Annotated in this window: 17 protein-coding genes; 8 read left to right on the forward strand and 9 right to left on the reverse strand. The window is 65.7% G+C overall.

Translation table 11 applies throughout. The features are described from left to right. Nucleotides 1-54: 54 nt before the first annotated feature. Nucleotides 55-1,635 carry a BamA/OMP85 family outer membrane protein gene (locus SH602x_RS11640; protein WP_479476951.1) on the reverse strand — a complete coding sequence of 527 codons (1,581 nt, stop codon included), beginning with the start codon at nt 1,633-1,635 and terminating at the stop codon, nt 55-57. A 306-nt stretch (nt 1,636-1,941) separates the two neighbouring features. Continuing rightward, nucleotides 1,942-3,258 carry an alpha/beta fold hydrolase gene (locus SH602x_RS11645; protein WP_479476952.1) on the reverse strand — a complete coding sequence of 439 codons (1,317 nt, stop codon included), beginning with the start codon at nt 3,256-3,258 and terminating at the stop codon, nt 1,942-1,944. 249 nt (nt 3,259-3,507) lie between these two features. On the opposite strand from SH602x_RS11645, the gene SH602x_RS11650 reads away from it, so the two are divergent. From SH602x_RS11650 to SH602x_RS11660, 3 genes are all read left to right on the forward strand, one after another. Further along, nucleotides 3,508-4,707, forward strand: coding sequence for a phosphoglycerate kinase (locus SH602x_RS11650; RefSeq protein WP_479476953.1), 1,200 nt, complete (start codon nt 3,508-3,510; stop codon nt 4,705-4,707). 146 nt (nt 4,708-4,853) lie between these two features. Continuing rightward, the gene (locus SH602x_RS11655) at nt 4,854-5,276 is read left to right on the forward strand and encodes a hypothetical protein (RefSeq protein ID WP_479476954.1); all 423 of its coding nucleotides are present in this window, start codon (nt 4,854-4,856) and stop codon (nt 5,274-5,276) included. Between the two features lie 42 nt (nt 5,277-5,318). Further along, nucleotides 5,319-6,065: a DUF4190 domain-containing protein gene (locus tag SH602x_RS11660; RefSeq protein WP_479476955.1), complete on the forward strand. Its 747-nt coding sequence runs from the start codon at nt 5,319-5,321 to the stop codon at nt 6,063-6,065. Between the two features lie 10 nt (nt 6,066-6,075). Here the strand turns inward: SH602x_RS11660 and SH602x_RS11665 are convergent, their stop codons facing one another. After that, nucleotides 6,076-8,154 carry a DUF4332 domain-containing protein gene (locus SH602x_RS11665; protein ID WP_479476956.1) on the reverse strand — a complete coding sequence of 693 codons (2,079 nt, stop codon included), beginning with the start codon at nt 8,152-8,154 and terminating at the stop codon, nt 6,076-6,078. Nucleotides 8,155-8,678: 524 nt separating this feature from the next. On the opposite strand from SH602x_RS11665, the gene SH602x_RS11670 reads away from it, so the two are divergent. From SH602x_RS11670 to SH602x_RS11680, 3 genes are read left to right on the forward strand one after another with little or no spacing between them, the layout of a single operon-like run. Continuing rightward, on the forward strand, nt 8,679-9,407 hold the full coding sequence (locus tag SH602x_RS11670; RefSeq protein ID WP_479476957.1) for a CPBP family intramembrane glutamic endopeptidase: 729 nt from the start codon (nt 8,679-8,681) through the stop codon (nt 9,405-9,407). After that, on the forward strand, nt 9,404-10,216 hold the full coding sequence (locus SH602x_RS11675; RefSeq protein ID WP_479476958.1) for an endonuclease/exonuclease/phosphatase family protein: 813 nt from the start codon (nt 9,404-9,406) through the stop codon (nt 10,214-10,216). The genes SH602x_RS11670 and SH602x_RS11675 overlap by 4 nt, the downstream gene beginning before the upstream one ends. Nucleotides 10,217-10,226: 10 nt before the next feature. Then, nucleotides 10,227-11,027 carry an endonuclease/exonuclease/phosphatase family protein gene (locus SH602x_RS11680; protein ID WP_479476959.1) on the forward strand — a complete coding sequence of 267 codons (801 nt, stop codon included), beginning with the start codon at nt 10,227-10,229 and terminating at the stop codon, nt 11,025-11,027. A gap of 104 nt (nt 11,028-11,131) precedes the next feature. Here the strand turns inward: SH602x_RS11680 and SH602x_RS11685 are convergent, their stop codons facing one another. Further along, nucleotides 11,132-12,655, reverse strand: coding sequence for a DUF1501 domain-containing protein (locus SH602x_RS11685; protein ID WP_479476960.1), 1,524 nt, complete (start codon nt 12,653-12,655; stop codon nt 11,132-11,134). Between the two features lie 264 nt (nt 12,656-12,919). Here SH602x_RS11685 and SH602x_RS11690 point away from each other — a divergent pair, with 264 nt between their 5' ends. Further along, the gene (locus tag SH602x_RS11690) at nt 12,920-13,891 is read left to right on the forward strand and encodes a DUF1559 family PulG-like putative transporter (RefSeq protein ID WP_479476961.1); all 972 of its coding nucleotides are present in this window, start codon (nt 12,920-12,922) and stop codon (nt 13,889-13,891) included. Nucleotides 13,892-13,971: 80 nt separating this feature from the next. Then, entirely contained in the window at nt 13,972-14,388 is a 417-nt protein-coding gene (locus tag SH602x_RS11695; protein WP_479476962.1) for a carboxypeptidase-like regulatory domain-containing protein, read from the forward strand. A gap of 62 nt (nt 14,389-14,450) precedes the next feature. Here the strand turns inward: SH602x_RS11695 and SH602x_RS11700 are convergent, their stop codons facing one another. From SH602x_RS11700 to SH602x_RS11720, 5 genes are all read right to left on the reverse strand, one after another. Next, complete coding sequence (locus SH602x_RS11700) at nt 14,451-17,495, reverse strand: DUF1549 domain-containing protein (protein ID WP_479476963.1); 3,045 nt, start codon at nt 17,493-17,495, stop codon at nt 14,451-14,453. Between the two features lie 192 nt (nt 17,496-17,687). Further along, on the reverse strand, nt 17,688-19,721 hold the full coding sequence (gene mdoH / locus SH602x_RS11705; protein WP_479476964.1) for a glucans biosynthesis glucosyltransferase MdoH: 2,034 nt from the start codon (nt 19,719-19,721) through the stop codon (nt 17,688-17,690). 145 nt (nt 19,722-19,866) lie between these two features. Further along, nucleotides 19,867-20,466 (reverse strand): hypothetical protein, encoded by a 600-nt coding sequence (locus tag SH602x_RS11710; RefSeq protein ID WP_479468264.1) that lies wholly within the window; start codon nt 20,464-20,466, stop codon nt 19,867-19,869. A gap of 2 nt (nt 20,467-20,468) precedes the next feature. Then, nucleotides 20,469-22,124 carry a glucan biosynthesis protein gene (locus SH602x_RS11715; protein WP_479476965.1) on the reverse strand — a complete coding sequence of 552 codons (1,656 nt, stop codon included), beginning with the start codon at nt 22,122-22,124 and terminating at the stop codon, nt 20,469-20,471. Nucleotides 22,125-22,891: 767 nt separating this feature from the next. Beyond that, nucleotides 22,892-26,227: a PVC-type heme-binding CxxCH protein gene (locus SH602x_RS11720; protein WP_479476966.1), complete on the reverse strand. Its 3,336-nt coding sequence runs from the start codon at nt 26,225-26,227 to the stop codon at nt 22,892-22,894. Nucleotides 26,228-26,363 lie beyond the last annotated feature (136 nt).

The following is a 26,363-nucleotide window of genomic DNA, read 5'->3' on the forward strand; positions in this document are numbered from 1 at the left end:
CCTGCGCGAAGGCGTCTCTCAAGGGGCGAAGCGATTCGTCTCTTCGGTCAGTCGTTACCAGTTCGCGGGCATAGTCGTCTGCGTGGGCATCGTCCGCGGCGGCGCCTGCGTCGGAAGAGCCGGCGCCTGGTCGGTCCCTGCGGGCGGCGTCAGTTCAGGTCGCAGTTCGCCGGAGACGCTCACGTCCGCGTAAACCGTTCCCGTCGAATGCATCGGGGCGGGGGACGACTCGAACGCGACCGGCGGCTTGCGAAGCGCCGTCCCGCTGACGTCCTCCGGAAGCTTCACCGTCACTTGCGGACCGACGCCGCGGGCCGGCTCGTCCACGAAGAGCTGGCTGCTGCGGAGGCGCCGCTCGCTTTCGCGAACCTTGCGGATGTCGATCACGTCGCCGGGCTGAAGGTCGATGCGGTTCCGCACCACGTTCAAACGCGTCGCGCTGTTTCCGTCGATGTGGACGTTGACCCGACCGACGCGGTACTGGGCCCCTTCCTGGATCGTGATGACCAGGTCCAGCAGGCCGTACTCTTCCAGGAAGCGGAACTGCGGCTGAATGTCGGCGGCGATGTAGCCCTGGCTGCCGTAGAGATCGCGGAGCTTGTTGGCGTCCAGTTCGAGCTGGTTCTGATTGACGTAGTCGCCCTGCTTCAGTTCCAGCAGCGATTCGAGCTGGTCCACGGTATAGAGCTGGTTCCCCACGATCTCGACGTTGCGAAGCTTGTACCGCGGACCCTCGTCGATGATGAACTTGACGTAACGCCAGTATTCCGAAGAGCCCGCGGTGACTTCGCGACCGACGCGGGCGCGGAAGTAACCCAAGCCGCGGTAATAGTCGACCAGCTTCTGCACGTCCTGATCGAGCTTGTCCTCGTCGACGATGCCGTAGGCGAGGTACATGAAGTACCCCGGCTTCGATTCGATCAGCGTCTGCAGCCGGGCGTCGCTGGCGATCTCGTTCCCTTCGAACGACGTCTCCCAGATTCGCTGCACGGGACCTTCGGTGATCGTGAAGACGATCCCGGCGTCGTCCGGCGAATCGCCTTCGAGCAGGTCGACCTCGGCGTTGGGAAAGCCCTTGCGCTGGTAGAAGTCGGCGATCGTGTTGAGGTCTTCCCGCAGACGGAAGCGGTCGATCGGATCGCCGGCCTTCGACTGCACTTCCTTCGAGAGCGCGCGGTCGGTGACCCAGCGGTTGCCGACGAACTTCACGTAGTCGGCGGAGGGTTGTTCGGCGACTTCGAACGTCACCACGACGCCGTTGGGCGTTTCGCGGAAGTACGTTTTCACCGTTCGGAAGCGTTCGGACCGCATCAGCGTCCGCACGTCGGCTTCGACCTGATCGGGGTCGAAGTGACGGTCTTTGCGCGTCTTGACGAAGCTCAGCACCTTGTCCGCCGAGAGCTTCTTGTTGCCCACGATCAGGACGTCCGCGATGAGCGGGGCGTCGGTCACTTCGATCTGCGGCGTCAGGTCGCGAGCGGGCTTGGCGAACGGATCGCCTCCGCCGCCGCCCGTCGGAACGTCGAACTGCGCAGAAGCGGACGCGGCGAACGCGGAACCCGCGAGCGCGACGAGGGCGAGTGTCCCGCGGAATGCGCGACGCGGCGAGACGAGAGAAAGCTCGACCAGCGGCATGACGTCCCTGTCATTCGTCGGGCGTTCCGCACGTTCCTGCGATCGCTCGAGGAGCGGACGAAGGAGGCGAAACGCCGGAGTACTGCGTACCGAATCAGAGCGCCGGGAAGGAGATCCGTCTCCTGAAGGCGGCTTGCGGCTAGGAATAGCCGAGCGCCCTTCGCCGCGACAAGGCCGATTCCTCCCTGACGTTCAGGGAAGGAACCGCTGCGGCGGGCGAAGGCTCGATTCTGCGGGCGAAAGCCCGGAGCGTGTACGCTCGTTCGGGCCTGAGGGTTCGGCGAAAAAAGCGAAACGCCGAATCGCTTAGGGCGCCGGCGAGGCGATCTCTTCGCTGCCCGGGTCGACGGACCCCCCGGCTTCCGCGACGTTTACCTCATCCGGCCTCTCCGATGCGGGAGCCGTGCCCGCGACCTCGACGACGAAGCGGTCGAGCGCGGTCAGGAACTGATCGTGCGATTCCCAGTGGCCGAGATGACCGCCCGGCTTCAGCAGGACCAGATCGGCCCGGGGCGCCGCCGCGGCGATGCGCTCGCTCGCTTCGGGCTTGGTAACTCGATCGTTCGCTCCTCCGACCGTCAGGACGGGGACGGAAATCGTGGGCAGCGTTCGCTCCTCGTCGAGCTTCAGCATCGCCAGATTCCCGCGGGCCAGCACGCCCGGCCAGGAGAGCGTCGCCAGGCGGGAGGAATAGTCGACCTGAAAGCCCGTCTGTCGGCCCGCGAAACTGGTAAGGCGACTCGTCAGGTGCATCGACCCGTTGAGATAGCTCTGCCAGTTGGCGAGGTAAGCGAGCGGCGCAATGCCGATCATCAGGTAATTCAGCGGCTCGATCAGCGGCTTCTGCAGAGCGGTCAACAAAGGCGCCGCCAGCATCGTCGTCAGCGGGTTTCGATAGGTCGTGTGAACCAGCGCGACTCCGTGGACCCGCTTGCCCAGCATCTCCGGGTGCAGACGGCAGTACGTCTGGATGATCATGCCGCCGATGCTGTGCCCGACGAGAATCGTAGCCCCTTCGCCCGCGGAGCCGATCAGCGCGTGCAGGTCCTCGGCATACTTCTCGAGCGTGCAGTCGCGGTTCGTTGCGACCTTCGACTTTCCGAGTCCCGGCAGATCCCAGACGACGATGCGGTACCGACTGCCGAAGCGGTCGATCAGGTACATCCAGTCCGTCCGGTCGAGGCTCCAGCCATGCGTGCAGATCAGCGTCGGTCCGGTCGCCGGACCGAAGATCTCCGCATGGATCTCCGAGCCGTCCGGCCGCGTGAGCGAAAGCGGACGTCCCGTCTGTTTATTCGGGTCAGGATCATGCGGACCCCGGCGGCTAAGCAAGCGGATCAGCGGATAGGGCCCGACCGTGCTGAGCAGGATCAGGGCGATGCCGCCCACGAGGGCAGGCCATCCACCGATCCGATCGTCGCCCGCGCTCGCCGGGAGGACCGTCGTCCGTTCGATGTCCCGGTCGCCGTCGACGCCGTTCGGGACCTCGGTCGTCACGACCACGGGTCCGCGCGGCTTGTCGACGCCGTTCGCCCATTCGTAGATCAGGTAGATCCCGAGGCCGAGAACGGCCCAGCCGAGTAGCCCGAGAAAGAATGTGCGTAGTACGCTCGTCGGCATCATGGAACCGCCTCCTGCTAGACCGGCTCCTGACGAATCAATCCAGATCGCGGACGCCCGGGGCATCTTAGGCGCCGAATGCATTCCGGTAATCCGCTACGGGCATCGGCTCTTCGTTCGCGGCGTACCGGCGGAAGAAGGGACCGAACGCCGGGGCCGATTGCCGGGGCGCGGGAGATGGGTAAACTGGCGGGCGAATACGGCTCGGGGCTTCCGGTCCTCGAACTCCGACGAACGCAGCGAAGGAACGGCATGGCGAAGAAAACGATCGAAGACGTCGACGTCCAGGGCAAGATCGTCCTCATGCGGGTCGACTTCAACGTCCCGCTCGACGACGAGAGGAAGATCACCGACGACCTCCGTATCCGGATGGCGCTCCCCTCGATTCAGTCGGTCCTGAATCGAGGTGGCAAGGTGATCCTGATGAGCCACCTCGGTCGTCCCGAATCGGGGCAGGACAACTCCGCCTACAGCCTCGCCCCGGTCGCGACGCGGCTCAGCGAACTGCTGGGCAAGCCCGTCGCTTTCGCGATGGACGTCGTCGGAGCGGATGCGCAGACCAAGGCGGAGGAAGTCCGCTCGGCCAAGCGGCCCGAGGAGATCCTGCTGCTCGAGAACGTCCGCTTCGAAAAGGGCGAGAAGAAGGGCGATGCCGACTTCGCCGCCAAGCTGGCCGCGATGGCCGATATCTACTGCAACGACGCGTTCGGGACCTGCCATCGGACCGACGCCTCGATGTACGCGGTGCCCCAGGCGATGGGCGATCGTCCCAAGGTCGCCGGGCTGCTGGTGATCAAGGAGATCCAGTTCCTCCGCGACGCGATCGAGAAGCCGGAGCGTCCCTTCGTCGCCGTGATGGGGGGCAAGAAGGTCTCCGACAAGATTAAGGTGATCGAGCGGATCCTCGGCATCTGCGATCACGTCCTGATCGGCGGCGCCATGGCCTTCGCCTTCTCCAAGGCCAAGGGGGGCAAAATCGGCAAGTCCTACTGCAAGGACGAAGACATTCCGCTCGCGAAGGACCTGATCGCCAAGGGGGGCTCGAAGCTGCTCCTTCCGACCGACACGCACTGCGGCGACGACTTCTCGTCCGACTGCAACAAGGTCGTCGTCCCGGCGGGCGAGATCCCGGACGAGTTCGAAGGTCTCGACATCGGTCCGGAGACGGCGAAGCGCTACGCGGACATCGTCCGGAACGCCAAGACCGTCGTCTGGAACGGACCGATGGGCGTCTTCGAGATGCCCCCGTTCGATCACGGCACCCGGGCGGTGGCCGAGGCGATGGCGGCCAGTTCGGGAACGACCATCATCGGCGGCGGCGACAGCGCGGCGGCGATCGCGGCCTTCGACCTGCAGGACGAGGTCTCCCATGTCAGCACGGGCGGCGGCGCCAGCCTGACCATGCTGGAAGGCGAACCCTTCCCCGCGGTCGATATCCTCGACGAGAAGTGATGCCCGGCCGCGCTGTCGGACGACGAATTCGAAAGGCTCCCGTTCGATGCGGGAGCCTTTTTTCGTTCCGTCACAAGATCAGGGAGCGACCGGCGAATCTGGCGTAGGGCGTGCCGTTCGTCGTACCTGAAATTCCGAGTCTCCGCATGTCCTACGCCGTCAAGCCAGTTCCGGACGCAAAAGGCCAGGCCGTCGAGGGGAACAACCCGCTCGCCATGATCAGCCTGATTCTGGGTCTGGTCGGGATCGTCACGGGCGGGTGTCCGTTCTCGATCGGCGCGACGATCACCGGCTGGATGGGCATGCAGCGGGAGCCCGTCGGAACGGCGAAGCTCGGCTTCTGGCTCGGCGTCTCCGGCATGATCTTCCAGATGTTTCTCGGGATGTTCATTCTCGTGTCGTTCGGGTTGGGTCTCGGGCTCGGCCTGACGTCGGTGGAGACGACTCCCGGTCCGCTTACTGCTCCCATGGTCGTCGAAGGCGCCCCGGCGGTCGCGGAACCTGCCCCGGCTCTCGAGGCGGAGTCGATTCCGCCTTCGCCCGGCGAAGTTCCTGCGACGGCGCCGTAGACTGAATCGCTGCGAACTGCGGACATCTCGTCGAGGATCGTCATGTCTTACGCCGGCAAACCGTATCAACCCCCTGGTCCGCTCGCTCCTCCGCAGGAAGCGACGAATCCGCTGGGCGTCGTGGCGCTCGTGCTCGGCATCCTGAGCGTCTTCATGGGCTGCCCCCTGGCGATCGGGGCGCTCATCACCGGCTGGGTCGGCATGAAGAAGGAGCCGAGCGGCATGGCCCGCGCCGGCTTCTACATCGGCCTGATCATGACGATCTTCCACGTCGTCGCGGGAGTCGCCGTGCTGATGTTCTTCGTGTTCGTCATCGGGATCGCTGCGATCGCCGAATCGCAGGACCGCGCGACGGCGAACTCCTCCAGCTATCCCGGCTCCAGCTACTCGGAATCGAGCTCGTTCGATAGCTCCTACGGCTCGCCCGACATCGCTCCCTTCCCGGTGTCGATGCCCGAGCCGATGGAAATGCCGAAGATGCCGGACCCCTACGTGCCGCCGTCCATGCCGTCCGGCATCGATCCGGCGTCGTTTCCGCGATCGCCTGATTTCGGCGTTCCGCCCAACTTCGGCCCGGGCGGAATGGGCCCGGGCGGCATCGGCCCGCCGAGCGGCATGGGCCCCGGAGGCCCCGGAGCGGGCTTCCCGCCGGGAGCGTTTCCGCCTGGCGCTTTCCCGTCCGGTCCGGGAGCCTACCCCGGCGCGTTTCCGCCGGGACTTGGGCCGCCGACGACGATGGAAACGCTCACGCCGACGCCGGAAGAACCGGAGTCGGGCTTCGACCCGTAGCGATCGCTGATCAGGCCGCGTTGGCCGTCAGCGTGCGGGGCTTTCGGGCGCTCTCGATCCAGCCGCGAACTTCCGCGAGGTCGGGCTTCGATCCCGATCGAAGCGCGCGTTCGCCCTCAGGCGTTTCGAGATACTCGAGCACATCGGCGAGCAGTTCCTCGGCCTTGGAGGCCGCGATTTCGTCCGGCTCCGTATAGCCGGCGCCGACGAGGAACTGGGCGTCGTGACCGCGCAGGCCGGCGATCCGCAGGACCAGCTTCGTCTGCAGTTGGTACTCCCGCAGCCGCGCCGCGGGCAGATGCTCGGCGTCGATCTTCTTCGCCAGTTGATCGGCGTTCGCGCGCAGAAACTCCGCCACCGTTCGCACGCCTGCCTGCTCCATTCGCTTCGCGGTCTTCGGCCCGATCGAGGGGGCGTCCACGATCGGCGCGTCCAACTCCAGGTAGTACCGCCGCTCGGTCGACGCTGACGATCCTTGTGGACGCGCTCCGCCGGAAGCGACCGTCTTCGGGCTTTCGGCGGCCGCCTTGCGATCGGGAGGGCTCATCGCCCGCAGCGGCATGACCCGCGGTTCTTCCTTCGCGGGCGACTTCTCTTCGGTCTTCGCTGACGCGACCGCCGGCTTCGCGGCGCCCGCGTCGTCCCGGCGGGCCTCCGACCGTTGCGAAAGCGACGGTTCCGCCTTGGTCGCGACGTTCGCGACGGGCGCTGCCTGCGTCCGGGAGGCTGCTTCCGCGGACTTGGACGCGAACGGATTCGCTGCCGCGAGCTTGGCCATCAGTCCGCTCGCGACGCTAGGGGCCTTCTCCGCGGCGACCTTGGTCTCTTCTCGAGAGGCGGCGGCCACGGGCGCAGGGGCGGGCGGCGGTTCGACCCGCGGTTTCGTCTCCGCGATCGGTCGCGGAGGGGCGGGCGCCTCGACGCGACGTTCCGCGACCGGCGCTTCCTTCGCCGCCGGTTCGACGCGCGGAGCCGTTCGCTCGAAAGGCGTCGCTGCCGGCTCGACCTGAACTGGCGCGTACCTGCGCTCGGGCTGAGTCTGCGGCGGAATCGGCTGCGGCTGCGGCGTTTTCGGCGCAGCCGGGTGAGCTTGCGCAGGCCTGGGCGCAACGGTCGCCTTCTTCGCGGGCTCGTCCTTCGACTTCTGCAAACGACGTTCGGCGAAGCGGGAGAGCGGCATCGACGCCAGGCGTTCCTGGGCATGCACCATGTCGATCGCGTGGCATTCCTCCGGCAGGTACCGCGTCAGCGTGCCGGTTCGCTGGATCTCGTCATAGATTGCCATGACGGTCCGCTGTTCTTCGGTCTCGACCAGCTTCTTGACGACCCACGCGATCGGCATCTTGAGCGACGCGACGAGCGCCGGCACGGAGAGATTCACGTCCGGAGGGATCGCCCGGGACTCTTCCCACGCCCGGTCGAGAATGGCGGCGAACGTCGCCGTCGCCTGCGCGATGAGCGTCGCGAACGACTTGGAAAGCGTTTCGTCGAGACCCTCTTCCGGAGTCGCCGATCCCCGTTTCAGGTCGAAGCGCTCGAACGGCAGGGAGTAATCCTGATGCGCCCGTTGCGCCCCGGCGAGGATCGTTTCCTCCAGCCAGTCGCGGCCGTGCGAAAGGTCGATCTTCGGATAGCCGCCCGACGTCGCGATGCGATCGCGAAGCGCGGGAAACGACTTCGCGACCGACCATTCCACGGCCCGGTGATAGTGCGTTTCCTTATCCGAGCTGCCCGTGTGGAAGGGCTGGAACGGGTCGGTGACGTAATGGCTCAAGACCCCGGCGGAGAACGCCGCCTGGTCCCAGTTCTCCCGCTTCAGATCCTCGACCGTCCGGTCGAACCACTCGCGGGCCGCCTGCGGAGCTCCGCCCCAGCAGTTCTCATCCACATGCAGAACGTGATTGCGGAAGTCCTTGAATTCATTGTCCGGCGCCTTGGAGCCCTTCAGGTAGGCTTCGTGCCAGAAGTAGCAGACGTTCCGGCGCAGAAAGGCCTCCGGGCCCGCCATCAACGGCAGCGCATCGAGCGCCATCCGATGGTGGGAACTCGTGCAGTAGGCGGCGTCGAGGACGCGATGCAGCAGGTTCATTCAACGGTCTCGCGAAACAGGTTCGGCGGTCGATCCGATGCGAAGTTCGGTTCGACCGGTTCCGCCGGAGGTCATACGAAATCCGGGGATGTCGAGGGAAGGGGAATCGAGAGCCGGGAAGGCCAGGCGAACGCACCTTGCGATTTGCGATCGGCACGAGAGTTCGCGGAACGGATACGGGAATCGCCGGAGGGTGGGTGGCGCTGGTTGACTCAACCAGCGTCCGCACAGCGGATCGGAGGCCTCAAGGGCGCGGCGGAATCCTCGCAGCTGGGTTCCGTCGAAGCATTTTCTTGAAGCAGGGCGGCGACCTTGCGCCGAATGCGCTTCGAGGCCTCCGACGGGCTGCGCCCGCGCCGGTTGAGCAACCGGCGCCACCCTGGAGCGGGCGCAGTCCGCAAACCGCGAGGTGCGCTCAAGGCAGGCGAACTCTGGGAAGAACGGGACGCGAATCGCGACGAATCTCGTCCTTCCAGGCATCGACTACATTGGAAGCTCCCCCTCTCCCTGTCCGGTTTTGCGGTATGCCCCTCGAAGACGATCGCATCCTGGGGCTCCACCGATTGACGTGGCTCGCCGTCGCCATTCAGGGGGGGCTCGCTCTCGTCGCGCTCGGGTGGGCCGTCTTTCTCGGCCTGGACGTGCAGCGCTGGTTCCGGCTCGAAGCCTGGAGCGGCTCGCAGGCGCTGCTCACGCTCGCGACGACGCTCGCCGCCGCGGCTCCCCCCGTCGCGGCGTTCTTCTGGATGCGAAACTCGCGAGCGGAGTCGGTCGTCCGCTTCCGCGAAGACGTGCGGCAACGCCTGATTCCCCTGTTCGGCGAAACGCGTTTCGTCGACTGGGTCGTGATTTCGTTGACCGCGGGGCTGACGGAGGAACTCGCGTTCCGCGGCGCTCTGCTGGATACGTTCCGCGTCGCGCTCCCGCAGCCCTGGAACCTCGTCGCGGCGATCGTCTTGCCGTCGCTGATCTTCGGGGCCCTGCATGCGCTCAATCGGGTCTACTTTCTGGCCACGACGGCGGCGGGAATCTACTTCTCGATCCTCGTGCTCTGGTCGGGCGACCTCTGGGCCGCGGCGCTCGCGCACTTCCTGTACGATCTGATCGTCTTCGTGGCCGAGGGGCCGTCCGCCGGGCGGGACCTCGCGAACGCCTCTGCGATCGAAGCTCCCGGCGACGGGATCGATCCGATCGAACCGGCTCTCGTACGGAAAGAGCCGACCGTCGACTTCCCCGAAGGAGATTCGCCATGAATTCGCGATCCCTCGTCTTCGTCCTCAGTTTGGCGGCGTCGCTCTCGTCGCTCGCGTTCGGTAGAAACCTGCCTGCCCAGGAACCCCTGCGGATCAAGGTCCTGACCTGGAACATCCGTCATAGCGAAGGGCTCGACAAGACGATCGATCTCGACCGGGTCGCGAAGGCGATCGTCGATGCGCAGCCCGACCTCGTCGCGCTGCAGGAGATCGACGTCGGCGTCCAACGCACTGGCAAGGTCGATCAGGCGGCGCTGCTCGCGAAGGCGACGAAGATGAACTTCGTCTTCGGAAAGGCGATCGACTTCGGCGGAGGGCAGTTCGGCAACGCCGTGCTGTCCCGCTGGCCCATCGCCTTTTCGAAGGTCCGACCGATCCCCGGCCCCGACCGCGGAGAGAAGCGGTCGCTGCTCGTGACGGATATCGATCTTCCCGATCGCGACGAAAACCTGACCCTGATCACGACTCAGTTCGATCACGGCGCCCGCGATAAAGTCCGCATCCTCGCGGCGGAGGACGTCGCCGAGTTCACGTCCTTGCTGGCCGAGGATCCGGCCCTGTTCTGCGTCGATCTGCAATCCCAACTCGATAGCGAGCCGGGCGCCAGACTGGAGAATCTCTGGAGCCCGGCCAACGCCGAGTACGTGCCGACCACGCCGGCGAACGAACCGACGAAGCAGTGGCACTTCGTCATGTACCGACCCGCGGAACGCTTCCGCGTCGTCGAGGTCAAGGTCCTCGAAGTCAAGGACGCCTCGCATCATCGTCCGGTCCTGGCCACGCTGGAACTTCTTCCGCCTGCCCCGTAGGACATCGCACATGCGTTCGATTCTGATCCCGGTCCTGCTGGCGACGACGTTCGCGGCGTGGGCCGCTTCGTCCGTTCATGCGGACGAACCGTCGACCGTCCGGGTCCTCAGCTACAACATTCATCACGGCGAAGGGACCGACGGCGTTCTCGATCTGGAGCGCATCGCGCGCGTCATCGAACAGGCGAAGCCCGACCTCGTCGCGCTTCAGGAAGTCGACGTTCTGGCCGAGCGATCGGGCAAGGTCGATCAGGCGAAAGAACTCGCCCGGCTGACGAAGCTGCACGTCGCGTTCGGGTCTTCGATGGACTTTCAGGGGGGGCAGTACGGCAACGCGGTCCTTTCGCGCTGGCCGATCGCTTCGTCGAAGGTCCACCCGCTGCCCCGCTTCGGCGACGGCGAGCCGCGGTCGGTCTTCGTCTGCGAGATCGACCTGCCCGATCGGAAGGAAGGCCTCAGCTTCTTCGCGACGCACTTAGGCTTCTTCGCCGGAACGGAGGAACGCCTCGCCTCGGTCGCGACGATCGAAGAGATCGCGAAGACGGCGCCGTCGCGACTGGCGATCCTCGCCGGCGACCTGAACGACCTGCCGGAGAGCGAGCCGCTCGAAAAGCTGACGGCGACCTGGAAGCTGACGAGCGAGAAGCCTCTGGCGACGGTTCCCGTGGTTCAGCCGAGCAAGCAGATCGACTTCGTCCTCTCTCGACCGGCCGATCGCTGGCGTGTCGTCGAGACCAAGGTCCTCGACGAATCCGTCGCCTCCGACCACCGCCCGATCCTCGCGGAACTGGAACTGATTCCGGCGAAGTAGGTTCGCATCGCTCCTGTAGGGTGGGGCATCGACCCACCATGAGTTGCAAGTCGAGCCAGACTATAAGTGGGTCAATGACCCACCCTGCGAAGAAGGCCCGTCGCCTACGCGATCAGGTCTTCGAGCACGTGGCCGTGCACGTCGGTCAGGCGCCGGTCGATGCCGTTGCGCAGGACGGTCAGCTTCTCGTGATCGATCCCCAGCAGATGGAGGATCGTCGCGTGAATGTCGTAGACCTGCGTCGGGTTCGCCCGGTCGAGCGGCTTGTAGCCCCATTCGTCGCTCTGGCCATGCGTGGCGCCTCCCTGGATGCCGCCGCCGCAGAGCCAGTTGGTGAAGACGAACGGATTGTGGTCGCGGCCCTTGCCCCCCTGCGTGCTGGGCATGCGACCGAACTCCGTCGTCCAGAGGACGATCGTGTCGTCGAGCAGCCCCGTGGAACGCAGGTCCTCGATCAGCGCCGCGGCGCCGATCGCCATGCCGGTCGCCAGCGGACCGTGATCGCGCTCGACGTCTTCGTGCGAGTCCCAGTTGCGACGCGGAAAGCCGTTGTCGTTGCCCGACCAGACCTGCACGAACCGCACGCCCCGCTCCAGCATCCGCCGCGCGACCAGGCAGCGGCGCCCGAACCGGTCGGCCTCTTCGCGCGCGTTGATCTCGTCCGGCCAGGCCGTCCCCGCCGGCGCGATGCCGTAGCGATCGAGCACGTGCTGCGGCTCTCCTGACAGATCGAGCGCCTCAGGCGCCGAAAGCTGCATCCGCGCCGCTAGTTCATAACTGCGGATGCGGGCCTCCAGCCTCGCGTCGTCTTCTCGCGAGTCCGCGTGCCGCGCGTCGAGCTTCGCCAGGAGCGACCGCGTCGCCGCTTCGCTCTCCGCGCTGACGAAGTCCGCCGCGTCGTGCGGATAGAGGTTCTCGATCGGGTTCTTCGCGCCCGGTTTGATCGCCGTCCCGGAGTGCTGCCCCGGCAGGAACGCCGCGTCCCAGTTCTTGGCCCCGTTCGAGGCGAGCCCCCGCTCGTCAGGCAGAACGACGAACGCCGGCAGATCGTCGTTCAAACTCCCCAGTCCGTAGATCACCCACGAACCCGCGCTGGGATAGCCCGGCGTCTGAAAGCCGGTCGTCTGCAGCAGCGTCGCGGCGCTATGAACGCCCGTCTTGCCGACGACGTCATGTACGAATGCCATCTCGTCCGCGACCCGCCCCAGAGCCGCGACGGGCTCCGCGAGCAGGCGACCCGAGTCGCCGTAGGGGCGAAAGTCCCAGATCGGTTTCTTCCACGGACCGAGGCCGTTCTGAAACGCTTCGACCGGCTCGCCGAAGTCGCTCGGCTGACCGTCCCGCTTCGCCAGTTCGGGCTTGGGATCCCACAGGTCGATATGGCTCGCGGCGCCCGCCATGAAAAGCTGCACCACCCGCTTCGCCCGCGGCGGATCGCCGTTCGACCACTTCGCGTCGAGGGGAAGCGTTCGAGCGCCGGCCGTCTCGTTTCCGAGGGCCCCTTCCGCCTGAAGGAGCGCCAGGAGCGCGAGGGCACCGAAGCCGCTGCCCGACATGCGCAGGAAGTCGCGACGCGTCGTGGGGCGAGGCGCCTGGATTGAATGAAAGGGCGAACGAGAGCTAATCATCGGTTCATTCGAGCACGAGGATCGACCTGTGCTCCAATCTTACGGTCGATGACGTTAGCGTTGCGATCGAAACCGAAGATCGGACTACGGTACAGGTATTGAATTATTCTGTTGACGGGCGTGCTGACTACCTTTATCGTGCTGGTTCGATCAGGCGAAGGTTACCTTCTTCGCCTTCAGTAGATCGGCGCGAGCCCGCGTAGCCATTCCCTCTCCGGCTCCGGGCGGCGATGTTCGAGTTCTCGCGAACCACAGGAGAGGGATATGCTCCGTTCGATCGTATCTTGCGATCGTCGCGGTTTCACGCTGGTGGAACTGCTGGTCGTGATCGCCATTATCGGCGTTCTGGTCGCGCTCCTGCTGCCGGCTGTACAGGCCGCTCGCGAAGCCTCCAATCGATCGTCGTGCCAGAACAACCTTAAGCAGGTCGGTCTGGGACTCCATCTCCACCACGATGCCCAGAAGCAATTTCCGATCGGGCATCGCAATAGCGTGGCGACCGGGAACTGGCGGGTGATGCTGTTCCCGTACATGGAGCAAGGACCGCTCTACGACCAGCTTCCGACCAACGCGTCGGACGTCTACAACGCCGCGGCCCTGAATGGGCTCGTTATCCCGACGTGGCGTTGCCCCTCCAGCGCACAGTCGGAGACGCAACCGCAATCGTGGGTCACCTGGTGGACGAACATGAATCACCAGGTTCCCAGTTATCAGGGGATCATGGGCGCCTATGCCGATCCGGGCGGCGGCACGTCGCACTCCGCTTCCAACTACGGCGGCTGGTGGTGCAACAACGGAATGCTGCTCTGGAATCAGAAGACCCGGTTCGCGAGCTGCACGGACGGGACTTCGAACACGATCATCGTCGCGGAACAGTCAGGTCGGGTGAAGAACGTAACCACGCACGCAGGCGATCTGCGAAACGGCTACTACACGCCGTGGGGAGGCGTCACCAACGGCTCGGCGAGCGGGGTCGCGTCCTGCGGTACGGGTGGATGCGGAGACCTTTGGGGTTCCGGACTGACGTGCAACGCGTATGTCATGAATTCGAAAACCGCCGGGGCAGGAGCCAACGTCGTTTACGGCGGCAACACGATTCTCAACTCAGATCATCCGGGAGGTATCGACGTTCTCCTGACTGACGGCTCGGTTCGCTACTTAGGCGACACGATCGACTTCAACACCTTTCAACGAGCATGCGCACGCAACGACGGCGGATCGATCACGCTCCCCTGACGTTCGCGAAGAGCGCCGTTCATGGGGCGGCGACGCACGATCGATGGTTTCGCCAAGACCGAAGCGAACAGGAGAAAGTCATGCCGACGCTTACCTTTGCGATCCTTCGCCCCGCGCTTCGGGGCTGCTCGATCGCTGTGTGCATGGTCTTCGCAGGATGCGAAAGCGAGACCGAAGGCATCGTGTCCGGTCGCGTGACCTATCGTCAGCAGCCGGTCGGCGGGGGTGTCGTGAATTTCTACGCCGAAGAGAAGGGCGCCGCCGCTCAGGCGTCTCTCGACGAGGCAGGAATGTTTACGATCACCGGTCCCGTGCCGGTCGGCGCTTATAAAGTCTCTGTGCTGCCCCCCATTCCAGAGCAGCTTCCCCCAGGGACTCCGATTCCTTCGACGAAGCCGTTTGCCGTGCCTGCGAAATATCAGGATCCTGCCCGCACTCCTATGACGCGCGAAGTGAAAGCGGGCAAGAACGAGTTCGCCATCGACCTGACGGATTGAAGGCGGGCTCCGCCGACAAGCTTCGCGTAAGCGAGAGCGTTCGACGCTTCGATTCGTTCGTCTTAGTCCGCGAACGCGAACTCGTTGAGGTTGAACAGCAGCCTCGCGAGGTTCGGCAGGCCATGCGCCCGGGCGTAATCGATCAGCGCCGCACGCTCTTCGGCCGTCGGTTCGCGTCCGAGAGCCTCGAGCGCGGCGCGATCGACCTGCGACGAAAGATCGCCGCCCGCCGCAGCGAGTCGTGCCGCGAACGCTTCGGCGGCGACCGCCGTCGTGCCGTCGTTCAAAAGCGCGAGCGCCTGCAGGGGCGTGACGCTCTCGTTCCGCGTCGCCGTCTGGATCGACGGATCGGCGCAGTCGAGCGCGGCCATGAAGGGTTCCGGCTGCGACCGGGCGAGGAAGCGATAGATCGACCGCCGACGCCGTTCGGGCGCCGCCGGGTCGGCCAGATCGTACCGATAATGGGGCGAGTGCTCCGGCTTCTCGACGACGAACTCCTCGAACGGCGGACCGCCTCTACGAAGATCGAGCGTTCCCGCGACCGCCAGCATCGCGTCGCGCAGCGCCTCGGCCTCCAGCTTGCGGCGGTTCATCCGCCAGAGGTAACGGTTCTCCGCGTCGATCGCGCCGGCCGCATCGGCGAGCGAAGGCGAAGACTCCTGCAGATAGGTTTCGCTGAGCGCGATCTGCCGCTGGAGATCCTTGATCGACTGGTTCTCGCGAAGCTCGCACGCGAGCCAGTCGAGCAGTTCCGGATGCGTCGGCTGCGATCCGCCATGACCGAAGTCGCTGGGCGTGTCGACCAGCCCGCGACCGAAGCGATAGCCCCAGATGCGGTTCGCCGCGCTCCGCCAGGCGAGACCCTGCTGCGGATCGGAGAGCCACTGCGCGAGCGCGGCGCGGCGAAGCCCTTCGTCGGCGTCGGCCGGTATTTCGAAGCGCGAGGGGAGCGACGATACGGCCTCGACCGCGCCCGGTCCGACAGCTTCGGCAGGCTGACGAACGTCGCCCCGACGCAGGACGTGAATCGGTCGCGGCTTGCCGCCGTCAGGTCCCGTGCCGCGGAAGGCGCCCGATCCATGATGAACGGTCCCGGCGTAAACCGCCCGCTGCGGCGGAAGCGAACTCAGTTCCCGCTCGATCCTGGTCAGTTCAGTCTCGACGGCGGTCGAGCGACGAAGCAGCTCTTCGTTCGAGGCCAGCGCTTCGGCGAGCAGGCTGTCTCGCTTCGCGATCAGGTCCGCCTCGTTCGCTTTCGCGGCCTCGATCGGCTTGATTCCGTCGGTCAGGTTGGCCCTGCTCCAGCGGGGCGGCGCCTCGATCGAATCGAGCGACGTGACGATCGCGCCTGCCGCGACGTTCCTGCCCGACGCGTCCAGCGCCTCGAACTCCGCGAGCGAGAAGATGAAGTCGTTCTGCCGGGGAGCGAGCTTCGTCGCCGTGACGCGAACGTAGCGCGCGGCGACGCCTGCTGCGTCGAAGCGATGAGGTTTCGTGCCTTGGGCCGCAATGTCGGCGGTCGTGCGATCGGCGACGGTCACGACGCCGGCGGCGAAGGTCGGATCGTCGCTCGCTTCGACCTTGAACCGCACCGGGAAGCCGAACCCGGCGCCGATGCCGGCGAAGTCATCGTAGCAGGGGAAAAGGCTGACGCCGGCGAGTTCGACCGGGGCGCCGAGATCGATCTGCACCCACTTCGCGACGTCGTCCCGAGCGGCGATCTGACTGTGCCAGCCGAACTCCGCTCTCGCATTGCCTCCCGTCTGGCCGTTCTTCGCCGCAGCGATCTGCGCGTCGAGATCCTCCAGTCGCGCGGGGCCAGCGATCTGTCGCACCGCGGCAGCGATCTCCTGCCGCTGAGCTACGTGCGTCGACTGCTGCGCGAGAAGGCCCTTCCGTTTCGCCGCCGTTTCGGGAAGCAGGTCATAGCGCTTGTCCGTCCGGTCGATCGCCGCGAAGACGGCCTGCAGGGAGTAGTAATCCTCCTGCGTGATCGGATCGAGCTTGTGATCGTGACACTGGGCGCACTGCACCGTCAGGCTCGCGAAGGACTGCACCGCCGTCGCCACCATGTCGTCGCGATCGAGGTGACGGGCGATCTTTCCGTCGATCTTGTCTTCGGAAACCTCGGCATGGCTGATGAAGTCCCAGGGCCCGGCCGAGAGAAATCCGAGCGCCTCGATGCCGTCCGGCGTGCCGGGATAGAGGACGTCGCCGGCGAGCTGCTCTTCTACGAAGCGCCGCCAGGGCTTGTCCTCGTCGAAGGCGCGCACCACCCAGTCGCGATAGGGCCAGGCGTTCGGGCGGGGCTTGTCCTTGTCGTAGCCGTGCGAGTCGCCGTAGTGCACGACGTCGAGCCAATGCCGCCCCCAGCGTTCGCCGTAGCGCGGCGAAGCCAGCGTTCGATCGACCAGCCGGGTCCACGCTGCGTCTCCGACGCTCTCGCGAGAGCCCGCTTCCGCTTCGCATTCGCGGAGGAAGCGTTCGATCTCCGCCGGCGTCGGGGGAAGACCGAGCAGGTCGAAGCTCAGGCGGCGGATGAGGGTCCGCGGCGTCGCGCGGGGCGACTGCGGCAGGCCCTGCTCCATCAGCTTCGCCGCGACGAACGCGTCGATCGGTCCGGCGATCCGATAGGCCGCCGCGTCGACCATGGGGACCTGAGGACGTTCGAGCGGACGGAAGGCCCACCAGTTCCGCGGGTCTTCCTCCTGAACGCCGACTTGATCGGGCCATTCGGCGCCTTCATCGATCCAGCGCCGGATCAGGGCGATCTCATCCGCCGAGAGGGGATCTCCCTCGGGCGGCATCTCCAGCCCCGGCTCGTCGCCGGCGATGTACGCGATCAGCGGGCTTTCCGCAGCATTGCCCGGGAGGATCGGACGACCGATTTCTCCTTCGCCCAGCGCGGCGATCTTCGAGTCCAGTCGATAGCCGCTGGTCTTCTTCTTCGCGTCGTGGCAGGCGTGGCACGACTTCGCGAAGAGCGGATAGATCTGCTTCTCGAAGTCGACCTTCGCCGGTTCGTCCGCAGCGGCGATCGGCCCGGCGAATGACGCGAGCGCGAAGCAGGCGAGCGCGACGAGGGGAAGGAAAACTCGTCGGGACATGGCGCATCGGATTCGCCGGGAATCGGACGAGCCTGCTCGATGCGAGGACTTCGCCCGACGCCGAACGGCGAACCCGCCGGAGGGGCAGGGCGTTCAGGGGGAGGCCCCATTATCCCTGCGAGGCGCCGACGCCTGCAAGGAAATTCGCCACGCCCGATCTCCCTGCCCGTTCGCCATGCACCTCTCACGCGGTCAGCTCGCGAGCGATCCCACGCGAGCGCCGGAGGTCGCACGCGCCCGGTCGGGACGGCTGCGCGTCCAGATGTGCAACTCGCGAAGCGCGTCGGCGTCGCAGAGCAGGGACCGACGGCGTTCGACCGACAGGCCGGGCGAGCCGAACTCCTTGAACGCCTGCTCGATCAGCGCCAGTTCCTGCGGATCGATCGAGCGATGCGACTCGGTCGCATGCAGGATGCTGACATGCAGGGCGTGAAACACGGGATCTTCCAGCGCGGCGTCGAACAGTTCCGACCGCTCCATCCGGTCCGCGGCGGCCCGTTCGGCGTCGAGCGCCTTCCGTTGATCGAGCAGCAGTTGGGGCGTCGCCGTTTCTTCCGGGATCAGCAGCAGGCCCGCCTTCGCGAGCTTCCTGCCGACCCACGCGCTGTCCAGCGCCAGCGACAGGGGAATCGACAGCGCCAGGCCGGCGATCAGCGGCGTGAACCAGATCAGCGTCGCCGGCGCGAAGTAGTAGACCGCCGCAGCAAGAGCGATCCCGAGCAGCGTGTGCGGCCAATAAACCGCGACCGCATCGGAGAGCGTGCTGCCGCTTTCGTCGCGGTTCTGCGCGTTCCAGGAGACCTTGCGTCCCAGGAAGGTCGCGACGACGAACTGCGTGTGGAAGAGCATCATCAGCGGGGCGACGGCGATCGAGATCAGGATCTCCAGCAGCACGCTGCCGATCGCGCGTCCCCAGCCGCCGAACGACTGCACCAGCGCTTCGTCGCGAACGAGCGCGATGAGGGCATAGAACTTCGGCAGCAGCAGCATCGTCATCGTCACGCCGAAGATGGCGAGCGCGCTTCCGCCCCACTGCGAACTATCGGTTCCGAAGACCGCGTCGACGCCCATCGCGAGGGCGCTGAGAATCATGAACGAAAGCCACAGCGGACTCGACAGATAAGAGAAGACGCCCATCGCCAGGTGCAGCCGGCTCATGGGGCGAAAGTTTTCGCTGAAGACCAGGCGGATGTGCTGCATGTTCCCCTGGCACCACCGCTGATCGCGCTTGGCGTAATCGAGCAGCGTGGTGGGGCACTCTTCGTAGCTGCCCCCCAGGTCCTGGGCGAGCGCGACCTTCCAGCCGGCGCGGGCCATCAGCGCCGCCTCGACGAAGTCGTGGCTCAGAATCTCTCCGCCCAGGGGAGCGGCGCCGGGAAGGACGGGCAAGCTGCAGCAGCTCGTGAAGGGCTCGACGCGGATGATCGCGTTATGCCCCCAGTAGTTGCCGTCGAAGCGGGCCCAACTGGCGAAGCCCTGGATGAAGACCGGACCGTACAGCCGGCTGGCGAACTGCTGCAGCCGGGCGAACAGCGAGACGCGATTGACCGGCGTGGGGGGAACCTGCAGGATGCCGAGTTGCGGGTCGGCCTCCATCCGGCGGACCATCTCCACGATCGTGTTCCCCGACATGACGCTGTCGGCGTCGAGGACGACCATGTACTTGTAGTGCGAGCCCCAGCGCGTGCAGAAGTCGGCGATGTTGCCGGCCTTGCGGCTGGAGTTCTTCGGTCGCCGGCGATAGAAGACCTGGCAAGCCGGTCCGCGCTCGGCGACGAGGCGGGCCCAGGCGCGTTCTTCCTCCAGCCAGACGTCCGGGTTCGTCGTGTCGCTGAGGATGTAGATCTCGAACGCGTTCGCGCGGCCCGTCTCGGCGAGCGACTTCATCATGGCGCGCACGCCCGCGAAGACGCTGGTCGGCGACTCGTTATAGATCGGCATCAGGATGGCCGTCTGCGGCAGCGGCGGCGCATCGTCCGGGATGCGATCCGCTCCTGCCAGGCCCTCCTGAGGACGTGACAGCACCTCGATCAGACCGAGCGTGGCGGTCCAGAACGAGAAGGCGATCCAGCCGAACAGCAGGCCGAAGATCGGAACGAGCAGCGCCTCGACGACGTTCAGACCCCCCGCGGCGATGGTTCGGATGAAGAACCAGACGCCGACGGTCGTCGTCACGACGGTCAGGATGAACAGAATCGTACGAGCGCCGCGAGCGACCGAAGACACGGTCTTGATCCTTCGAAAAAGCGGCGCCGGTCGTGCCCCTTGGCTTAGTAACCGGGAGCTCGAGGCGCCGCGTGAAACGCGAAGTCAGCGAAATCGTTCGCGCCCGGAACGCATGGCGTTCGAACGCGAAGGCAGTCGGTCCGTCTTACAGACGGGACGAAGGAATCAAGGTCTCTCGACGCCGCATCTGCAGACCGCGGAAAACGGCCTTCCAGTAAACGGCGCGGAAGATCCTCGCGGGACGGGTACGAACCGCGGCGCCCATCTCGCGAACATGCGGCTTGGGGACGACCGGCAGGATGGCCTGCTCCAGATCGGCCAGAGCTCGCGCGGTCGGATGATCCCGCCGCACGACCGCTTCCGGGAACGCGTCGAGCAGTTCCGACAGGCCGGGGGAGAGCGTTCCGCCCAGGGCGAACCGACCCGCCGCGCGGGGCGTGATGCCGCGTGCGATGGTGGCCGACCAGGACTCGATCTCCGCGACGGTGCGCCGAATCGCGGCCTGGCAGAAGGCGTCGCGCTCCGCGTCGGTCATGTCGTCGTAGAGCGGGAACTCGTCGAGGGTGGCCTCGACGATTCGCTTCGACTCCGCGGCGACGAGTTCCGGATCCCGGAGTCCCCAGTCGCGCAGATAGTCCGCGACGAGACGCTTGGCGGTCGCCTGCGGCGAGTGACGCATCGCGCGAAACGAACGTTCGTCCCGATGCGACGGATGGGGCTTCAGCACTTCCAGTACGGCGCTCATAACTACTTCCCGTCCTTCCGGACGACCGGTTCTTCGGACGCAGGCTCGGCGGAAACCGATCCGTCCTTCGCTTCGGGGGCGGCCGCCGCCTCCCCGTCAAGTTCCTTCTGGCGCCACGGCGGAAGCGACGTCGGCGGCGTCTCCACCGCACACAGATAACTCCACGTTTCGGAAATCGTCCGGTCGCCGACGCGCAGCGTCGCTTCCAGGCCGATCGCCGGAACGTCCTCAGGTTGAATCTTGAGGGAGAGCGTTCGCTTACCCTCTTCGCGAACGGAGATCGACGACTCGATCAGGCTGGAAGAGATGGTCAGCAGGTCGGCCCGCAGCTCTTCCCCCTCTTTGATCTGGTCCAGTTCGCCGCCCGCGAAGTCGATTTCCACGACGATCGGTTCGCCCTTCTTGCCGCGCAGGATGCGCGTCTCGGTCGCCTTCGCGACGGTCTGGCTCGGCAGGTCGCCGTCGAAGAACGTGACGCGATACTTCAGCTTCAGCGGCTCGCCCGGGACGACGGGCTTCGAGGGGATCCAGTACGCGACGATGTTGTCGATCCCTTCATGAGGGCTCGCCAGTTCGAAGAGTTCGATCGACCCGCCGTCGAAGCCGGAGATCGGCTGCACCCAGACGCTGGGGCGCTGGTGGTAAAGCGCCTCGTCGTCCTTGAAATGGTCGTAATCGGTATCCCGCTGGATCAGGCCGAAGCCGCGAACGCCGGCGGGGTGATCCCAGCGGACGGACGACGGATAGCTCTGACGGCTCAGGGCGCGCCAGAACCACGATCCGTCGGCCTTCTCCACGAGCAGTCCGTCGGAGTCATGCACGCTCGGGCGATGATCGCCGGCAGGAGCCGCGATGCCGTCGCCCCACATCCACATGCTGGTCATCGGAGCCAGGCCGACCTTGTCCGGCGTGCGTCGGAAGTGGAGCGTCGCCTCGACGTCCATCACGCTACGGTCGGCCAGAGGCGTGAACTCGAAGCGGTAGGCGCCCGTGACGGAGGGGCCGTCCATCTCCGCGAGGGTGACGAACTTCTCGTCGCCCGGCTTGGGTTCCACGATCCAGAATTCGCGGAAGAGCGGGAACTCCTCCGGCTTGTTCATCGCGGCGTCGAGGGCGATGCCCCGGACGGACGTGCCGTACGGGCGATCCTTCACGCGAGCGCGGTAGTAGCTCGCCCCGACGAAGACGAGCATCTCGTTCATCTCGTCTTTGCCGGGATACTTCCCGACCACTCGCATGCCCGCGAAGCCCAGGTCCGCCGGCGGACGCATCCCCTTCAGCGGTCCGCGGAATTGAAACATCTCCGGACGGTAGGGAATCGAAACGGTCGCGTCGCCCGCGATCGCGTTGAATTCGACCTTGTCCGTATGGACGTAACCGCGATGGAACGCTTCCAGCCAGAACGGCTTGTCGGTGGCGTGCCAGACCGATCGGTCGTGCTCGAACGCGATCATCCGGTACTGGTCGTATTCCAGCTTCGCAAGATCTTCCGGCAGCGGCGGCGTCGGCTGAAACGGTTCCGCCGCGACCTTGGCGACTCGCGCCTCGAGATCGGCGAAGGTGCATACCTGCGGGTCGGAATTCTGTGCGCTCGCGGCGCCGCATGCTGCGAGGCAGCCGGTGAACAGGGCGGATCGAATCGACGCTGCCAACTTCACTTCATCATTCCTTCGAGAGATCGCGCCTGCTCGCTGAACAGACTCAGGGCGCAGTTCGCGTCGCGGCCCTTGGGGGCTGCGGGTGAATCTGCAAACGCCGTTCCAAGCCTGGAAAGCGTTAGGGCGCCGAATCGCACTTTCCTACGAACGCGTGACCAGGGCGGTTCGCAAGCTTTATGGTCCGGTCAGCCGGTTCCGTTTCCGGAAACCTCGCGATCAGCTTAATCGCGTGAAAAGGAAAATCGACTAGCGTTCGCCAAAGATTCATTCTACCGATGCGCCGCAAAATAAACCCGTTAAACGGTTTAAAGCCCTCTGCCATCGTTCGGGGAAGGCGCGTGGCGATCTTCAGCGGACTCCATGTCGCTGTCGCCTCGACCACCTGGACGGATCGTTAAGATTCGATCACGACCTTAGTAGATTCTCCGGTGGTCAGCGGCTGTCGTGGCCTTGCGTGAATCAACGCCCCCTAGTCGGTCATTGGCGGACCCTTCTGTGTCGCCGACGTTCCGCAAATTTCATGTTCGGTGAATTCGCATACATCGGTCGGGATGGCACGGAAGAAAAGTCGAGGTGGGAGTCCGTCTTGTCGCAGCAGATCCTTACAGGAGCTCACGGATAATTTCCGGGCCCGCTTCCGAACCGATCGGACACGCTACGAAAAAACCCGCCGACAGCAGGGTGGCTGTTCAGCGGGTTTCGGATCGATCGGACCGGTCGCTCAGCGAGCGCTCGGTCCGCTTTTCAATTTGCAGGCAGCGTCGCGGCTACTTGTTCTGCGCCTCGAGGTACGCGGTCAGGTCGAGCAACTCGCTCGGCGAGATCGAGAAGCCGAGGCCTTCCGGCATCGAGCTGACCGTATCGAGGATGCGTTGCTCGATCTCGTCCTTCGGAAGCTCGCGGACCTTTCCGCCCGCTTCGCGGACCGTGAGGACGTCGTCGGTCTCCTTCTCGATGAACCCGGTCACGACGCGACCGTCCGAGGTAATGATCTTGACAGTGCGATACTTCTCCTGAATCTCGGCGTTGGGCTCGATGATCGAGTGCAGGACGAAGCGACGCAGCTCGGCGCCCCGCTTCTTCCGGTCGATCTGGTCGAGCGCGGGGCCGAAGTTCACCCCCTGCGTCCCCATCGTGTGGCAGACCGAACAGACCCGCTGGTAGACGAGGCCGCCGTTGCGAGCGTCCCCTTCCATGCTGACCAGCGATTGAAGCGCCTTCTCGCGGTTCTCCGCGGGGGCGTCAGGGTTGGCCAGGGTCTGCAGGAACGGAATGGCCTTCACGCTGGGGCCGAGCTTTTCGAGGAACTCCGCGAAGCGCTTCGTCTCCGCGTCCGTTGCGCCCGTCAGGAACTCGCCCTTCACGTGGCTCGGCTCCCAGACGGGACGCATCGCAAGCAGCGTGTGGTGGAGCGTGTAGCCGAGCCAGTCGTCCATCGGCATCGAAACGACCGAGAGCGCGATCCGCGCCGCCTCGGGCGTCTTGAAGAAGCTGATGCCGCGGAGAGCTTCCAGCCGCACGCGGGGATGCTCGTCGCGCAGCGACTGTTCCAGCAGCACGAGCGATCCGTCGATCCGCTCCCACTCGTTCGCCACGACATGCGTCGCCGCGGTCCTGGCATGGAAGTCGGGCGACTTCAGAAGTCGCGCCAGCAGGGCCGGGTCGACCTGTCGGAAGCTCTCCTGAATCCAGAGAGCTTCGCACAGGGCGCGCTGGTGATCGTCGGCCTGCGGATCGAGCTTCGCGACCCAGGCGTCGACCGCGGAGAGAACCTCCGCCATGTCGCGATCGCGCAGCTCCCGTCGGGCGCGGTAGCGCGTCCGCGGTTCGTACTCGCGAAGCTGGTCGAGCAGTTCCGGAATCGACTTCTCCGCCTGCGTCGGCAGATCGAGCAGCGGCTTGTTCTCGTTCGTCAACCGATAGATGCGACCGCGGGTTTTGTCGCGGGCGGGATCGCGCTGCGAGTACTGCATGTGCCCGATCAGCGCGTTGCACCAGTCGCCGAACCAGATCGCTCCGTCGGGTCCGATTTTCGGATCGACGGGACGGAAGACCTTGTCCGTCGACGCGAGCAGATCGGCGACCCGCTTGCCGGTCAGGCCCGCGCTCTTCGGATCGTCGCCGACCGTGAAACGGGGCATGCCGTTCATGTTGATCACGCAGGCGTAGATGAACTGCCCCTGCATCTCGTCGGGCAGGTGCCGCGACGTCAGGAAGTCGCTCCCCACCGCGGGCCGCATCCCCTCGTTGTCGAAGATCGGCTCGGTCGTGGCGCGGGTGATCGGATCGGCGCCGGAGAGAGGGCTCCCCCAATGCTGCTTGGCGTTGGTGCCGTCGCCGACGATCTCCTGACCCCATTCATCGAAGACCATGCACCAGGGGTTGCCGTAGCCCGGCGTCTGGAAGCGACGGACCTTCAGCGTGATCGGATCCCAGACGTAGACGCCCGCGGTGTTGCGGTTGCGGAACGGTCCCCAGGGGGTTTCGACCGTCGTGGAGAGCGATACGCCTTCCAGCATGTAAAGCTGTCCGCCGTGCGACCATTCCCAAGCGCCGACGGTGTGGTGCGTGTCGTCGGTCGCGAAGCCGTCGATGACGTGCGTCACCTCGTCCGCGACGTCGTCGCCGTCGGTGTCCTTCAGGAACAGGATGTGCGGCTCGTCGACGACGAGGACGCCGCCGTTCCAGAATTCGAAACCGGTCGGGCAGATGAGCTTGTCGTAGAAGACCTTCACCTCGTCCGCTTTGCCGTCCTTGTCTGTATCCTCGAAGATCAGCAGCCGGTCGTCCGGCCGGGGATCGCCGGGACGCCACTGCGGATAGTTCGGCATGCAGGCCGCCCACAGGCGTCCCTTCGAGTCGAACTCGATCTGGCACGGCTTGGCCAGTTCCGGGAACTCCAGTTCCGACGCGAAGCAGGTGACCTTCATCCCCTCCGGGACGGTCATCATCGCGATCGCCTCTTCGGGCGTCGGATAGTACAGCTCCTTCGGTTCGGCCCGCGGGAAGTGGCGACCGACGCCCGTCTCCGGAACGATCAGCTCGCCCGTGTTCGAGTCGTCCGGAACCTCGGGCACGGTCTTGCCCTGCGCGATGTCCCAGGTGTAGCGATCGCGAACCGCGGCCATCGCGCGGATCTTTTTGTATTCAAGGGGGAACGTCTCCGTGTCGTACGTCCGGCGACCGCCGTAGACGTACCAGCCGTTGAGCATGCGGTAATCGTTCTCGTGGACCCACGACTTTTCGTTGACTGCGGCGCGAAGCTTCTCGTACGCGTCGCTCCCGATCTCGGCGGGGTTCTCTCCCGCGAACAGCGACGAATCGAGAAGCTGCGCGACGAGCAGATCGCCCGCTTCGTTCAGGTGACAGCCGTCGATCGTGAACTGGGCGCCCGCCTCTTCGGCGAAGAGTTGCAGCGTGGGGTTGTAGAGGTCGACGAAGGGCAGGTTCCGTTCGGCAGCGAACTCCGCGATCGCTTCCGTATAGAGGGCCAGGTTCGCGTTCTCCTGCTCGCCGGTCGGCTGCAGACGGTTGCCCGTCGGCTCGAACGCGATCGGCGAGACGAGCACGAACTGCGGCGCTTTCCCCTCACGCTGAAATCGCTTCGACAGGTCGTCGAGGTAGGCGGCGTATCGCTGCGTGAACAGCGGCACGCCCGCTTCGCCCGCGAACGATTCGTTGAAACCGAAGAAGCAAAGGAACGTCTCCGGCCCGTACACGACCAGCGGATCGTCGATCGTGGTGTAGCTGTTCGGACGCTGTTGATTGCCGACCTCGTCCGCGGGCCAGCCGAAGTTGCGGAAGACGATCTCCTGCTCCGGCATCCGCGAATGGAGCAGCGTTTCGAAGTTGCCGAACAGGCTCATCCGCTGCGCCAGCGCGTTGCCGGTCAGCGCGATCCGTTCGTGCTTCTTCACTTGCAGGGCAGGCGCGGCGGAACTCTCGCCGGCCTCTTGCTCGCCCCCGGCTGCCGTCGCGGGAGTCGCGGCCGGCTCGTCGGCGTGAACGGGATTCGTCGCGGGACGGAGAGCGAACGCGGCGACGGTCAGACCGGCCAGGGCCAGGGCGAAACCGGCGGCGCTCAGCGGATACGCTCGGCGCATCGATTACCTCAGGGAAACGGACAGGCGGGGAGGGGCGGGACGTGATCGCTGCCGCGGCAGCGGTCCTGCACGAGAAGCGCCGGCGTGTGCGGAGAAGATCCTTCCCGCAACCGGCGACCGTGGGCGGCTTCCGTCG

This window comes from Lignipirellula cremea, assembly GCF_056501455.1.